Raw genomic sequence first — 14,523 nt, 5'->3', positions numbered from 1 at the left:
ACTAAGTTGTGACTTACATTCCTCTTTTCTACGTTTGGATCTCTGTACCCGATTTTCATGATGATACCATCTGGACATTGACGCAATCTTAAAAATATCTCGAAATATTTCTATTACTTTCTTCTTATGGTTCTGGTGCAAAATTATAAATGGGCTCACATGAATTGATCGTTCTGGGCTATAGGCAGTTTACGCTGCCAGCATTTGTTTTAATTCATTGATCACTGAAAAACCAAGGAGACTTCCGTTTCTTCGGTTTTCTTTCCTCATTGCGTGAATAACTTCAACTCCAGCCAGGGTACTTGCTGCCGTGCGTATGTTTTGAAATCCTGCTGACTGACGATGTCTTTTGATAAATCGATGATCTTGTTCAATTAAATTGTTGCGCTATTTGGAACATTGATGGGCCTTTAGGTCCATCAAACCGTCTTTAGCCACAGGTTTAATTGCTCTGAGCGTTGCGCCATAGTGGTGAACTAAGCGCATGATCGTTGTATGGTTTACCGAAACACCCCGATCAGCCATAATTTCAACGATATCACGATAGCTTAAATTAAATCTAAAATAATAGCCAACGGCTAATGTGATGATATCTCGATTAAAATGACGACCTTTAAACCCAATTCATGTCATCAACTCTCAAGAAATTTCTTTCATTCTACCAAATTATGGGTGCTACTAAAGCTTTGCACCAGAACCGTTTCTTGTTGGTGGACGATCTAGATTGTTAAAATAGTAAATTTATTTCTCAACAAATTTCATTAGTTCCTAAAAGGAGTATTTTTAGTTGAATTTGATTGACTTATTTTTAGAATGATTCTAAACTATATTTGGACCTTTTTTGTAAGTAGATTCATCTTATTATTTGTCACCCATCTATTAGGAGGCTATATTTTTATGTCGAAGACAAAAGTTATTGTTGTTGGTGCCTCGCACGGCGGCCATCAGTCGGTTTTGGAACTTACTCACAAATACTCAAACCTAGATATTAAACTCTTCGAAGCGGGAGATTTTATTTCTTTTATGTCCTGTGGTATGGAATTATATTTAGAAAACAGTGTAACGAGTATTAATGATGTCCGTAATTTTAAACCTGCAGATCTCGAAAAATTTGGGACAGAAGTATATGCCAATCATGAAGTGACCAAAATAAATCCAGAAAATAAGCAAGTTACCGTGAAAGATTTAAGATCCGGTAAGATACAGAGCTATGATTACGATAAATTAATCTTAAGCTCAGGCGTAACTCCAAACGATTTACCCGTTCCTGGTCATGAGCTAAAAAACGTTTATTCAATGCGCGGCAAGGATTGGGCAGAAAAGATCAAAGCAAAATTATCTGACCCAGATGTTAAAAATATTACTGTTATTGGTGCTGGTTACATTGGTGTTGAAGCTGCTGAAGCCAGCATCAAAGCTGGAAAGAATGTTACATTAATCGACATGATTAATCGGCCTCTGGGCAACTACCTAGATACCGAATTAACAGATATTTTATCAAAAGAATTGACTAGCAAAGGCGTTCAAGTTGTCACTGGCGCTAAGATTGAATGCTATGAAGGGACTGAATCGGTTTCTGCTGTTAAGACCAACGATGCAGAATATCCTAGTGACTTGATCATTCAAGCTGTTGGAGTTAAACCTAATACTGATTGGTTAAAGGGAACGGTTGAACTAGATAAGCGCGGGTGGATTAAAACTGACAAATATTTGAGAACTAATCTGCCTGATGTCTATGCCATAGGTGATGCGGTGTTGGCCTATTCAATTCCTGCTCAGAGGAACATGCCGATAGCTTTAGCCACGGTTGCCCGACGTGAAGCCCGTTATGTAGTGGAACACATCTTTGAGAACACACCGTCTATGCCATTTTCAGGAGTAGTCGGCTCATCAGCATTAAGTGTTTTCGACTATCACTTTGCCACATCAGGTCTGAATATGACCACAGCCCAAAAGGCCGATATTAAGATTAACACATCTTTTTACAAAGACACTTTACGTCCAGCTTATGTCCCTATGGAGAAGGGAAATACAGAGGTCTACGTAGAGCTGGATTACAATCCAAACACTCATCAACTATTAGGTGGTGCTGTATTGTCAACTTATGATATCACTGCCCAAGGTAATGTTATTTCATTAGCCATCCAACAAGGATTAAAACTGGAAGATTTAGCCGAAGCTGACTTTTTCTTCCAGCCAGGCTTTGACCGACAGTGGAGCCTATTGAACTTAGCAGCCCAACGTGCTCTTGGTGAACTTGAGTTTACAAAATAGAAATTGTAACGACCACTTATAACTTGCTGTTTAGGATCACGAATAAATCAAAAAGAGGCTGTGACATAAGTCTCCACAAATAAGACGGTCTAGTGAGAATCTTCGGATTCTCACTAGACCGCCTTTTGATATAATGGAAAATAAAAAAGGCATCGGTCACACCCGATACCCACAGATTATCCCCGAAAGGACATCTAAATATGCAAGACTATTATGGTAGATTGTAAAATTAAGTGGGGCTAACACTAATCGGCCAGAACTGCAAAAAATGCTGGCCTATATTCGTGAGGGTGATATTGTAATGGTCACTGAATTAGATCGCTTAGGCAGAAACAACCATGATTTGACTAAGATCATGAACTCCATATCCGAATTTTGACTGGTCAGGGCGCGGTGGCTGCCATTACCGCCGCCGGAATCGTTGCGCCAATGATCGCCGCATTCAACGTCAATCCTGTACTGATGGTACTTACATGTGCCGTGGGTAGTAACACCATGACGTTAATGTACGATGGTGGCTTCCTGCTGTTCCAGCAATCATTCGGCATTTCAATTAAGGATACCTTCAAGACATGGGGTGCCCTTGAATTTGTCAACTCATTCGTTGGCCTTATTGTGATCCTGGGATTAGACTTAGTTATGTAATGGCCGCAAATGATTAATTATACTCAAAAGCAGATTTCAACTTTTCATGCCATTCCTGGTTACTCACTGAAATCTGCTTTTTGGTTATCATTTTAAAATTAATCAACTAACCTGGCATTTTCAGGCTTTGCTAGTCATTAAGACTCACCAACGACACACCACCGTCTCCCGTCTCAAAAACCGAATAACAGCCCGCTTTAAAATCCACCGACCAAAAGTCGCCGCCGGTCCAATAACGGTACAGTGTTCGCAACACCCCCTGATGCGCAACCACTAACAATGTACTGTTTGACGGCAGCGTTTCCCGATAATGGTCGAGGGCGGTCGTCACCCGTTTTTCAAATACTCGGTATGGTTCGGCGCCAGCGGGGGTGACATCAAACGGCGCCTGCAGCCAAGCTGCCCAGGTTGTTGGATCCCGAGCTTCTACCTGGTCAGCGTTCAAACCTTCCCAGATTCCAAAAGGCATTTCGTCAATGTCCTTTTCGATAATCTGTTTGGTTTGCGGATGATATTGCATGATTGCGTCCATGGTTTGCTGAGTCCGTTTTAAATCACTGCGGATTGCGTAATCGATCGTTGTGGCCTTCAGCTTATCGGCAAGCTCTCTCGCCTGCCTGAGTCCCAAGCCATCCAATTCAATATCCGTACGTCCATAATATTTCTTTTCTTTGTTATATTGCGTCTCACCGTGGCGAGTCATTAATAATTTCATCCAAAAGCCCTCACTAACGCTGTTACTACCAATAAAAACGCGACTTGAGCCAGCTCACCATACGCACCAATTGTGTCACCGGTAAAACCGCCCAGTTTATGCGTGATGTAGTGCCGGTACCAAAGAGCTCCCAGGACCACTGCGAGATAACCGCAGAGGCCGAAAGTCCCTAACAGACCACCAAGTACCAAAATCGAAAAAAGCTGAGCGATCATGATTTGCCAGGTGGCAACACCAGTCCAGAGATTACCAAGCCCCTTCGTTTTGCCAGCATAAACCATTTTGTAAAATAACAGCGCCATGCCGGTCTTGGCCACCATGGTCGTACAGGCCACCAATGAAACGAATTGCCAGGCCGCCAAATACTGACTGCAGACAACCCCGGCACCCATGACAATTGCATAGAAATAGATCAGGGCCAGACTTCCCATGGTACCAATCCGGCTGTCCTTCATAATTTCTTTGATCCGGTCCACCGTCCGCGATGAATAAAGACCGTCGGCAGTGTCGGCCAAGGAATCCAAGTGAAAGCCGCCGGTTAGAACCCCATCGGCCACCCAGAATAAGATCCAAGCAAACCAGCTGGGAAATACCAAGGTCATCAGCCAGAAAAAGAGGGCCTCGATGCAGCCAATCAAAAATCCAAACAGGGTAAAATACTGGATGCTCTTCTTGAACTTTACCGCTGCATCCGGAATTTCATACGGAATGGGAATCCTGGTGAAAAATTGGGTTAACAATATCAATGAACCAAACATAGAATCAATGCCGTCCTTAATCTGAGTTTTGGTGAAGCTGAGCAATTTCGGTCAGCTCGGGAAATTGCCTTTCAAATAATTGACGTTTATCGGCCACCACGGCAACTAGTAACACGGTCGCCGGTCCGGCAGATTGCGTAAATTCAGCATCCGCCAGGTCAACCACGGCGGAAATTTTTGCGGTATGGGTGGCGGCCATCTGGGCCAGCTCGTTGGCAATTCCCTTTGAGCCCACCGGCAGCATATCCACCACTGCTGGGGTGGCGCGAATGGTTCGAACCTGATCGTAAGAAAAAATCGTTGCCAAATGGGCTTTGACCGCCTCCCCAACGTAGGGTGTTCCAAGCTGATAAACGATCAGAGAGTCATCGATCGATGTCGTGGGAATATCTTTCCGATTAATTTGGCCAATCACGGTCACCCCAATCGCCGTTGTCCGGGTCGGCATATTATCTTCGGTACTACCATTCAATGGAATATCGTAAAATCCAGCCTTGGTTAATTCACGCTTAAGTCCCTGAATTACCCGACGGCCAGTTGGGACCATTTCGTTGCCAACCGTGTCAACGACGGCAATTGGCCGGGCCCCAAAGCACAGCAGCTCCAATAGCGGTACCCGCAGTGAATACGCCGCGGTAATCGCCGAATCAATTTGAACGGCGTCCAAGGGCTTCTCACCAATCCCCGCACTGCTGTCACAGGCAATCACCAGCGCTGTTGTGGGACTCGTTGGCACCACCGATAAATCACGAAATCGTGGGTTCATTTGGTTCATTTAATCGGTTCCCCCTATTTCTGCGGCGTCAGAAACGGCGCATCCTTCACTCGATGGGGCAGTGCCGCATAAATCACTTCACAAACAATTAAGTTTAGAATCGTTGCGATGGTCAGTGGAACAAAGAACGCCCAAACCGCCTGCTTCATAAGCGGATAAAGAAGCACCAACTCGATTGGCACATTGATCGCGTAGCCCAGCACGTCAGAAGTCAGCACGCCCTTCAGCGTATCCTTGCCCAACCATTTACGAACCAGGCCAAATATCAGCATGCAAATCCCCATGGCAACGCCAATAATTAAATGAATCGGCAATGTCAGAGGAAACCCCGCCAACGCGGCGGACACCAGGTGCTCGAATAATCCCAACGTTGCGCCAAACCACGGGCCTAGCAACACCGCTCCTAAGAATGCCGGGGCTGAATCAAAGGCCACTGAGCCCATGATTTTGACGTTTGCGCCAATCACGCAGAGCGCCAAGAGCATGGCGGCTAGGGTGAGGCGCTTCAGTCGATCTGATTGTGTAATAATTGCAAAATCCTCCTCATAATAATCAATTTTAGTTCCTTTTCGATTGTATCAGAGATGGGTGGGGATATTTAGCTTTATTTCAAAATATCCTTCCCCCTAAAGTTCCAGCATAGTGTAAGCACCACACAAACACAAAAACTGAACCAGAAAGGGATCTAGACAAGCGCTTACACAATTATTAGCGTATTTAGTTAAAATAATCAAGCTTCAACAACAATTTATTTTGATTCTAATGACCCAACTGGCAAATATTTATCTTCATTCCAAAACGCCACGGCTAGAAAGCCCGACCTATCGACGTTTCAACCAATTCAAAGCTGATGATAAGCTGCCGCTTCTCCAGGCAAATATCCACAAAAACCAACTGAATTACCAGGAATTATTAGTAGCTTATCAAGCAAAGCACGGCAAGCCGTTAAAACCGGTTAACCATCGGCAGGCGTTTGCCTTCCCGCGACAAACCTGTCCCGGGTGTGGCGCACCAAGTCAATACTTGTATGCCAATGGCGGTGGTGATAAGAGCTCATTACTTCTCTGTCCCGACTGCCAAAACAAACTGGAACTTGCGAAGCAGCGGGCCAACTTCAAGGCCTGGCGGTGCAATAATCGTCACTGCCCTAATCGCAAACGTGAGCTGGCCAAACTAAATTCCAGTCAATACCAGGAATACTTAAAGCGGCCATCACAATTCAAGTTACGGTACATCTATCGGGAATACGCTTTTAAAATTCGCCAGATAGCCCCGCAATCATCCGCGCAATCTCGGGTTGACCTCAGTCGCATTCAGGCCTCACCACAAGTGCTGGGATTAATCCTCAGCTACTGTGTGAACTATGGCATCTCCGCTGCCAAGACTGCCGCGTTAATGTACGACATCCATGGCATCAAGATTTCCAAGCAAACCATTCTCAATTACGCACAAGCCGTGGCGGCCAATATTCGACCCTTCCTGGATAATTATCCGTATCAGCTTTCCAGCCAATTGGTGGGTGACGAAACTTATCTGCGCGTGAAAGGAAAATGGCACTATCTGTTCTACTTCTATGACGTGAACAAAAAAATTATCCTGGCAGATTACGTGACCCCCAAGCGAACCACTGAATCAGCGTGCATCGCGATCTATCAAGTCCTCAAAAAGTATCAAGTGATTCCTGAGAACCTGCGGTTCACGGTTGACGATAATCCCATCTATCGAGTGGCCAGACTATATTATGCACATCAGGAAGGCATCAACTTCGACCTTAATATCGTTAAAGGCTTAACCAACGAAACCGAGGTGGCAAAGGAATATCGCCCCGCCAAGCAAACCATTGAACGCTTAAATCGCTCACTGAAAGCTAATTATCGCCCAATGGGGGGCTTTAAGTCAGCCAGCGGCTCTATCACTTACGTGACGCTGTATTCACTCTGCCATAATTTTTTACGGCCCCATCAAAGTCTGGGATACCATCCACCAGTTGAAGTTCCTGAATTAACGGGACTTACCCGCATGCCAGACAAGTGGTTGAGACTCATCAAACTCGCTCAAGAACAGCTACCAACCGCTTGATTTTGGTAATTGGAGCCCGGTGGTTCGTTATCGTCAAATGGCGGTAGCGAACACTTGACAAGCCGAAAAGCCAATGGGTTAAACTTAAATGACCCGAGGCTTATTTAAGTGGCCTTGATTTCGTCTAACCATCGCCTCGGCACCGCTGAGCCAACCCATTGGCCGGCTTGTCAGGTGCATTTGACGATTACGACCACGTAGTAGACTGCAAACCTGAATGAAAACCATATTAGAATCTACTTTTTCATGGAACTTTGGACATTACCGATTTCCTAACGTTTATAGTTTAGCACTGGAAAACCCAAAAGGTGTCGGACAGCACTTGGTATTAGCCACCATACAAAAAATCCCCATTCAGTCCGAAAACTGATGAGGATCGTCACGCAAAACTTATTAATTTAACCATGATTACTTCTGTTGGCCTTTCAATACCGAATTCCAGAAAAGACGTGAATTCAAATCATCTTTCAAGGTTCCTGAACGGCGATTCTTTCTTTCAGTGGTTCTTGCAAATAAATTCTTCAAAGTCTTTGGCATAAAACATTCCTCCTTGGTCAATTCTATGAAGCTTATCAATCTTCTCTCTACTAAGTAGTAGAGCGCTACTGTCGACCAGGGAGATAGTAATATGCTTATAAAATTTACCAAAGCAAAGCCCCGACACGGATGACTTTTTCCGCCTCGGGATGTTGCTTGAAGGATGTTGCAGCTTTTGCTTTCAATGATTTTCAGAAAGTTATTTACGTGTTAACCACCTCGCTTGTTCGGATGAACCCGTATAAATGACAGCTTAGCAGGTCACGGTAAATTTAGTGTAAAAATGGTGTAAAAAGGCTGTACATAATATCCAAAAGGTGATAAATCAGTTCGCAAATTTCACCATTTAAAAACGCCTCAAAATAATACTAGCCACCACACAAGATATGCCGTTTACCACCCTTGGCAACGATGATATACTGTTGGAAGGGCTTACTAACCCTTAGAAAGTCGGGATTTTCCATGACACACACCCCAATCAAGATGACGTTTTTTTCGCAGCTTCATCCAGTAGCGCTCACGCTGTACTTTACTGAGCTGATCGTCTGCCTCCTGCTGTTTAATCACGTGGCGGTCGCGGTGGCTGAGTTCATCGCGCTCACGATCACAGCCACCTACTACCTTGGCGGCCGAAAGACGGCGCGCCAACTGAAATACGCCGTTTCATTTCTATTAATGATTCTATTTTTCAATACGCTCCTCAATCAAAAGTTTCCGCCGATTCTTTGGCATTTCAAATGGGGCATTCTGACGTTCAAATTTTCGTATCCGGCATTTCTGTACGGCATTGCGATGGCAATTGTCCTGATCGCAATGCTGTTTGTTTTTTCAGTCCTAAACGCGGTTCTGACCCCCAGCAAGCTGATCTACGTGTTCTCGCCGATTGCGCCCCGGCTGGCAGTACTGGTCACCATTTCGTTTACGCTGGTCACCAGCTTCACCGATAGGCTCAAACGGATTTTGCGCCTGCAAAAAACCCGCAACGTCGACGTGGTTAATGGATCATTGAAGACCCGCACCCAAAAGACGCTCCACATCTTCGAAATTCTTCTGCAGGACGCCCTGTCTTCTGCGATGGAAACCGCCAATTTAATGGACGCCCGCGGATTTGGCGCCGCCAAGCGGACCCACTACCGCTCGTATCACTGGCAGTTTAGTGACCTGCTGTTCATCACGATTGCCACCGTCATGCTAGTTGCAACTATCGGCGTCCGGATTCTTTCAATGGGCACCAGTCGTTCAGTCGCCAATTTCACCACCATTTTTACGCCGGGCGATACTTGGCCCATCGTCGTCACGGCACTCCTATTCTTACTACCATTAATCTCAGAGGGGGTCTATCGTTCATGCAAAAATTAGCTACCGTGACCCATCTCACGTTCACCTATCCCGATCAATCAACCTCCGTTCTGGACGACGTCAACTTCACCATTGACCCCGGCGATTTTATTGTGATTGCCGGTAATACCGGCAGTGGCAAGACGACCCTGCTTAACCATTTGAAAAAGGAGCTCATGCCCAAAGGAGCCCGAACTGGTGACGTTCAAATTGCCGAAACACCGGTTGCTGACATGCCGAAGTTGGTGAGTGCCCAAACCGTCGGCTATGTGGCCCAAGATCCACAAACCCAGCCGGTGATGGCAACGGTGATCGAAGAACTGGCCTTCCCATTAGAAAATATTGGCTGTCCCAGCAATGAAATCGAACGCCGGATTACCGAACTGGCAAATTTCTTAGGTTTGGATCAAAACCTCGATCGCCAAATACATCAATTATCCGGCGGCCAGCTTCAGTTGGTAAACCTGGCTTCGGTTCTCATCTTGCGCCCAAAATTAATTTTACTGGACGAACCCACGTCCCAGTTGGATCCGCTGACCGCTCAGCATTTTCTCACCGTTTTAGGGCGGATTAATCAAGAATTAGGGATTACAATTATGTTGACTGAACACCGGCTGAGCACGGTAGCAGCCATGGCCAACCGGATGATTCTCCTGCAGGATCACCACCTGACCTTTGACGGTGATCCCCACAGCGGCTTGGCAAAAATGACCACTGATGCCCACTTGACCTATTTCGTACCGTCAATTCCCAAGCTCTTCTTAGATCAACAGATTCGAACCTCCCAATTGCCGATTTCAGTAGCCGATGCCCAGTCGGCGATTCGGACTCACCATCTTCAATTTCAATCAGGGACGACCGGCGGCAAGGTTGCGCAATTACCCCCAGCCGAAAAACCAATTCTAACCGTCAATAACATTTCCTTTAGCTTCGACGGCCAACATAACGTCCTCCATCACCTGAACCTGGCGATTAATCCCGGTACGTGGTTGGCAATTATCGGCAAAAACGGCTCCGGCAAATCAACCCTGTTAACGCTGATTTGTGGACTAATGACGCCGCAGCACGGCAAAATTCGTTTCGTCCACCAGTTAGTTTGGAAAATGGCCATTAACCAGCGAATGGCCAAACTGGCATTTCTGTCGCAAACTCCCCGTCTCCAATTTACAGCCGATACCGTTCGTGAGGAGCTGGAAGTTCAGGCGGCTGAATTACGGTTGCCAGACGCTAAGGCCCAAGTTGACCATATGATTAATCAATTTCATTTGAACCGTATTGAGAAACAAAATCCATTTGACATTAGTGGCGGCCAACAACAGCTGGTTGGATTAGCAATCGCACTGATGGCGACCCCTGATCTGTTGGTTCTGGACGAGCCAACCAAGGGACTGGATCCCTACACCAAGATTCAGGTGGGCAACCTGCTGAAACAGTACCAACAAGCCGGTATGACCATTGTGATTGCCAGCCACGACATGGAATTCTGTGCTAAATTTGCCGACAAATGCACGTTTATGTTTGATGGCCATCTCAACACGCTGCTTGCCACGCAATCATTTTTTGCCGATAACTTTTTCTTCACCACGCCAATTAACCGGATTGCCCGTGATCAGGTTAAGGACGCCCTACTGCCAGTCGATCTGAAGCTGGCGAACCATCCAGAAAGGGGGTGAGTGTTACTTGAAACAATCTTCGTTACTCAACCGGTATCGGTTATTAATTGCGTTACTGTTAATGTTTATTTTTCTGCTATTCATTGTCTTATTGAAGGGAAAGCACTACCTATTATTTAGCTTTATGTGCCTAATCTGTAGCCTTTTACCCGCGTACTGGCGCTTCGAACACGATCCAATCAGCACCCAAACGTTGATGTTTGTCGCCGTTTTGATCGCGTTGGCGGTTGCCACCCGGGTCCCACTGGGCGCCATTCCTGGTGTGCAGGGAGCCAGCTTCGTCGTAATTCTAAGCGGTGTCAGTCTCGGCCCGGAACTGGGCTTTATCACAGGATCTACCACGGCACTGGTTTCCAACATGTTTATGGGTCAAGGACCATGGACGCCTTGGCAGATGGTCGCCTGGGGCTTAATGGGGTTAACCGCTGGCCTCTTCATGAAGGCCCGATTGTCCCATAGTCTGATTTTTATGATCGTGTTTGCCTGCGTCTGGGGCTATTTGTTTGGCTGGATCATGGACCTCTGGTACGCCCTGGCCTACGTATCACCGCTGACCATCAAGAGTTTTATCTTGGCTTTTGCGGCCAGTTTCTTTCCATTTGACACGTTCCACGCAGCATCCAATGCCTTTCTCATCGCGCTATTTTACAAGCCATGGGAGAAGCTGTTTCACCGCTTAGTCACCAAATACAATATTTTACCGGATAAAAACCAATAGAAAAAGGATGGATTAATCAATGAAATTAACATCAAAGCTACTCATGATCTCTGCTTCAACCCTATTAGGATTTGGCAGTATCGCACCAGCCTTCACCGCCAATGCAGCCAGCGTTAAGACCGCCAGTCGTGCTTATCAAAATAGCAAGATCAAAGCCAACTACCGTTACGCGAAGAATCTGATGATTAAAAATAAGACCGGACTTTCCGGTCAAAGCAGTTCTATTTTTAGTAAGAAACTCAATCCTGATACTGGTGCGACTGCGGGGTACTCTGACCTTCTGTTAGGGCTCAAGGGAAACGGTTATAAATTTAATACCAAGGAAAAAACGTTGCTGCGAAAAAACTTGGTAATCAAAAAGACAACCCCTGCTGCAACAATGGCCAATGCCGTGATGGCTGTTCAGGCGATGGGACTCAACGCTAGAGATTATAAGCCATATGGCCACAAAAAGGGAATCAATCTGGTAACCAAGTTGTACCGGACAAGTGTTTCCAAACAAACGACAAGTGCCCAGGCACAAGTGCTGATTGCCATTTCGATGAGCTCAAAGTTCAAGCAGCCAAAGGGAGCGAAGTTTAGCAAAGCAAGCTTGAGTGCTCGGCTAGTGAAAGCTCAATTAAATAATCACGGTTGGACGTATAATAACCAACAAGGAGTTAGGGATACCGACACGACCAGCATGGTTCTAACCGGTCTGGCTCGAGGAAAGGTTAATACAACTAACGTCAAGGACAGCTTGCTGAAGGGGCAAAAATTTCTTACTGGTATTGTGCAGCCCAGTGGTGCATTTGGCTACACGTTTAATGGCAAAACAACGCCAAATGCCAATTCAACCGCTGAAGCAATTATTGCCCTATCAAATGATTTTGGCATGAAGAAATATGTGAATAACACGGCGATGAAAACAAGTCAAACTAGGACGCCGCTTTATGCAATGCTGACCTATGTCAATAAATCCGGTTCAATTAAAAACGCAGCTACTCAGCTCTATGGTGTCGGTCAGGTAAATTTAGCGGTTGCCGCTTATAAAGCTGCTTTAAAGAATCGTTCAGTTTACACAATTAATTAATCGCCAAATTTTGAGTGAGAGGTGACAAAACAATATGAAAAAAGCAATTGGCTTCATTCTTGCGTTCATTCTCACAATTGGAATCGCTTTTGGTGCCCAACAGGTGATTTCATCGAGAGACGCAGCCCCTAAGCCGACAACTTCTAAACAAGTGACTTCTTCAAGTTCAAGTCATCTTAAACAGCCAAGTCACCAGCAAAAAGCAAAAGGTGCAAGCAAAGCAAAACCAAAAGCAGATAGGCGGGCTCAAAAAACAGCCAACAAGACCCAAACTGCTAGTTCTCAATCAAGCACAAGCCCTAATCGGACAACCGGATCCAGTGCAAAGGCAAGTCCTAACAAGGTCGCTAAAACTAAGCGGTCAAATGCCCCTAAATCTGATAAGCTGGGTAAAATTAACCACAAAGCAGAAACCAAGGTGGTTCAGGATACGCATCATGCGGCTAAAAAGTCGTCTAATGCTAAGAATACAATTCAAATCCATTTAACGGTTGATGGATACAAAAAAGTTTTCTATTCGAAGCGGATGCGCGTTAAAAAGGGCGCCAACGCGTTTTCGATTTTAAAGCAAACGAACCTGAAGATTAGTTATATTCCGGGCCCCTCCGTTTACGTGAACGGCATTAACGGCCTCAAGGAAAATGACGTTAAGGCCGGTTCCGGTTGGATGTTCAGTGTTAACAAGAAATTTATTGACCATGCTGCAAACTTAACGAAGCTTAAGAGTGGGGACAACGTTCGTTGGTACTTTACAACGGAGGGGTATTAACTGATTAGATCCCGCTAATATTGATTCAAACAAAGCGACTGCTGCCAAAGGGAGGGATATATTCCTTTGGCGGTGGCCGCTTTTAATGATTATTCTCTTTTAGAGCTTTCTCCAAAAAATGCCGAAAAATTTTGGACAATTCTCCAAACATAAATGGCGAAAAAGAGGTTATATTCCTTTGATAAGGGATCACTCGATAATCCGGGGGAATTTTTGAGTGGTAACCAAGCTATTTTTCTAGAGGGAGTTGTTTTTTATGAATAAATTGAATCAATTACTAATAATTGCAGCGGCTTCAGTGGGGGCTTCATTTTTATTATTGACAGGGGTTCTAATGCCAGCTTTTGCTGCCACCAGCCCCACTTCCACGACCCAAACATCACCGATCACAACTATTGCCACTCAAGACCAAGCAGAGGACAATAACAGCGGCACCCTTGACGGAGGTGTCACTTGGCAAATTGCGAACGATACCTTGACGATTAGTGGTGGAACCATTGGGTCTAGAATTTTTGGTGTTGGAAAGTATTTCCATTCGGCAAATTCTATAATTAATCCGAACAGGAATTAAAAAGCCCAAAGCAATCACTTACAATGGTAGTAGCTAATTCCAACCAATATAGGGAGTGATTACTTTGGGTACATCTACTTTATCACGTTTTCAACGTGGCGCACTAGCACAACTGGTCAATGAGGGGAATAAATCTTACCAAGTAATGGCTGACGCCTTAGGCGTCGCCAAAGCTACGATTAGCTATGAGTTGGACCGGGTTAAACCTTATGATCCAGAATTAGCTCAGCAAGATGCAGATCGCAAAAGGCGGAATTGCGGTCGTCGTTCGATGCTGACGGCAGCATTAGCGACTTTAATTACCAATCACTTACGATTAACCTGGTCACCAGAAACCATTGCGGCCGCTTATAACTTGAGCACTGCGTCAATTTATAATTGGCTTAATCGTGGCTGGCTCCCCTTCAAATTGACTGATCTACCCAATCGGAATGTCCGCCAGCACCGAGTGAGCGAAAATCGTGGGAAATTTACAAGTGGGACTTCCATCGAACAACGGCCAACAACTGTTAATCAACGGTTAGAAGCTGTCCAAGATCTATGATTTTTGATATACTTCTATGTAAAAAGCGAGTTTAAGCTATGAAAAATTATCCCAG

The 14,523-nt window shown here is 45.3% G+C and carries 14 protein-coding genes and 3 pseudogenes; 11 read left to right on the top strand and 6 right to left on the bottom strand.

From position 1 onward, the window contains the following. Positions 1 to 189: 189 nt before the first annotated feature. Positions 190 to 624, bottom strand: a pseudogene (locus EKM84_RS12080) (DDE-type integrase/transposase/recombinase). Positions 625 to 897: 273 nt separating this feature from the next. On the opposite strand from EKM84_RS12080, the gene EKM84_RS12075 reads away from it, so the two are divergent. The 3 genes and pseudogenes from EKM84_RS12075 to EKM84_RS12065 all read left to right on the top strand — a co-directional run bounded on the left by EKM84_RS12075 (position 898) and on the right by EKM84_RS12065 (position 2,919). Next, positions 898 to 2,274, top strand: coding sequence for an FAD-dependent oxidoreductase (locus tag EKM84_RS12075; protein ID WP_024855732.1), 1,377 nt, complete (start codon positions 898 to 900; stop codon positions 2,272 to 2,274). 226 nt (positions 2,275 to 2,500) lie between these two features. Continuing rightward, positions 2,501 to 2,641, top strand: a pseudogene (locus tag EKM84_RS14350) (recombinase family protein); the annotation flags it as partial. 26 nt (positions 2,642 to 2,667) lie between these two features. Further along, positions 2,668 to 2,919, top strand: coding sequence for a GntT/GntP/DsdX family permease (locus tag EKM84_RS12065; RefSeq protein WP_238144789.1), 252 nt, complete (start codon positions 2,668 to 2,670; stop codon positions 2,917 to 2,919). Between the two features lie 130 nt (positions 2,920 to 3,049). On the opposite strand, the gene EKM84_RS12060 is transcribed toward EKM84_RS12065, so the two are convergent. Genes EKM84_RS12060 through EKM84_RS12045 form a run of 4 tightly spaced genes read right to left on the bottom strand, consistent with a single transcriptional unit; the run spans position 3,050 to position 5,694 of the window. Continuing rightward, positions 3,050 to 3,634, bottom strand: a complete 585-nt coding sequence (locus EKM84_RS12060) for a histidine phosphatase family protein (RefSeq protein WP_071665518.1) — start codon at positions 3,632 to 3,634, stop codon at positions 3,050 to 3,052. After that, complete coding sequence (locus tag EKM84_RS12055; RefSeq protein WP_125643330.1) at positions 3,631 to 4,392, bottom strand: adenosylcobinamide-GDP ribazoletransferase; 762 nt, start codon at positions 4,390 to 4,392, stop codon at positions 3,631 to 3,633. Before EKM84_RS12055 ends, EKM84_RS12060 begins: the two co-directional genes overlap by 4 nt. Positions 4,393 to 4,408: 16 nt before the next feature. Continuing rightward, a complete protein-coding gene (locus EKM84_RS12050) occupies positions 4,409 to 5,167 on the bottom strand; it encodes a hypothetical protein (protein WP_080952785.1) in 759 nt (252 codons plus the stop codon). A 14-nt stretch (positions 5,168 to 5,181) separates the two neighbouring features. Next, on the bottom strand, positions 5,182 to 5,694 hold the full coding sequence (locus EKM84_RS12045) for an ECF transporter S component (RefSeq protein ID WP_125765992.1): 513 nt from the start codon (positions 5,692 to 5,694) through the stop codon (positions 5,182 to 5,184). Between the two features lie 235 nt (positions 5,695 to 5,929). Here EKM84_RS12045 and EKM84_RS12040 point away from each other — a divergent pair, with 235 nt between their 5' ends. Then, positions 5,930 to 7,246 (top strand): DDE-type integrase/transposase/recombinase, encoded by a 1,317-nt coding sequence (locus EKM84_RS12040; protein WP_225417763.1) that lies wholly within the window; start codon positions 5,930 to 5,932, stop codon positions 7,244 to 7,246. Positions 7,247 to 7,654: 408 nt separating this feature from the next. On the opposite strand, the gene EKM84_RS14445 is transcribed toward EKM84_RS12040, so the two are convergent. Continuing rightward, complete coding sequence (locus EKM84_RS14445) at positions 7,655 to 7,783, bottom strand: hypothetical protein (protein WP_013854969.1); 129 nt, start codon at positions 7,781 to 7,783, stop codon at positions 7,655 to 7,657. Between the two features lie 462 nt (positions 7,784 to 8,245). On the opposite strand from EKM84_RS14445, the gene EKM84_RS12035 reads away from it, so the two are divergent. The 7 genes and pseudogenes from EKM84_RS12035 to EKM84_RS12005 form a co-directional block, all read left to right on the top strand. Continuing rightward, positions 8,246 to 9,142, top strand: a complete 897-nt coding sequence (locus EKM84_RS12035; RefSeq protein WP_068807709.1) for an energy-coupling factor transporter transmembrane component T — start codon at positions 8,246 to 8,248, stop codon at positions 9,140 to 9,142. Then, positions 9,130 to 10,794, top strand: coding sequence for an ABC transporter ATP-binding protein (locus tag EKM84_RS12030; protein ID WP_071665514.1), 1,665 nt, complete (start codon positions 9,130 to 9,132; stop codon positions 10,792 to 10,794). The genes EKM84_RS12035 and EKM84_RS12030 overlap by 13 nt, the downstream gene beginning before the upstream one ends. Positions 10,795 to 10,801: 7 nt before the next feature. Continuing rightward, entirely contained in the window at positions 10,802 to 11,512 is a 711-nt protein-coding gene (locus tag EKM84_RS12025; RefSeq protein ID WP_003636323.1) for an ECF transporter S component, read from the top strand. Positions 11,513 to 11,531: 19 nt separating this feature from the next. Next, positions 11,532 to 12,584: a prenyltransferase/squalene oxidase repeat-containing protein gene (locus tag EKM84_RS12020; protein ID WP_107696670.1), complete on the top strand. Its 1,053-nt coding sequence runs from the start codon at positions 11,532 to 11,534 to the stop codon at positions 12,582 to 12,584. 34 nt (positions 12,585 to 12,618) lie between these two features. Beyond that, positions 12,619 to 13,353 carry a DUF4430 domain-containing protein gene (locus tag EKM84_RS12015; protein ID WP_125765991.1) on the top strand — a complete coding sequence of 245 codons (735 nt, stop codon included), beginning with the start codon at positions 12,619 to 12,621 and terminating at the stop codon, positions 13,351 to 13,353. 256 nt (positions 13,354 to 13,609) lie between these two features. Continuing rightward, the gene (locus tag EKM84_RS12010; RefSeq protein WP_107696668.1) at positions 13,610 to 13,924 is read left to right on the top strand and encodes a hypothetical protein; all 315 of its coding nucleotides are present in this window, start codon (positions 13,610 to 13,612) and stop codon (positions 13,922 to 13,924) included. 64 nt (positions 13,925 to 13,988) lie between these two features. Next, positions 13,989 to 14,447: pseudogene (locus EKM84_RS12005) on the top strand (IS30-like element ISLsa1 family transposase); the annotation flags it as partial. Positions 14,448 to 14,523: the final 76 nt, after the last annotated feature.

It is taken from the genome of Levilactobacillus mulengensis (assembly GCF_003946045.1).
Taxonomy (GTDB): Bacteria; Bacillota; Bacilli; order Lactobacillales; family Lactobacillaceae; genus Levilactobacillus; species Levilactobacillus mulengensis.
Note: the sequence above shows the minus strand (reverse complement) of the source record. Positions and strands in the feature narration are given on the sequence as shown.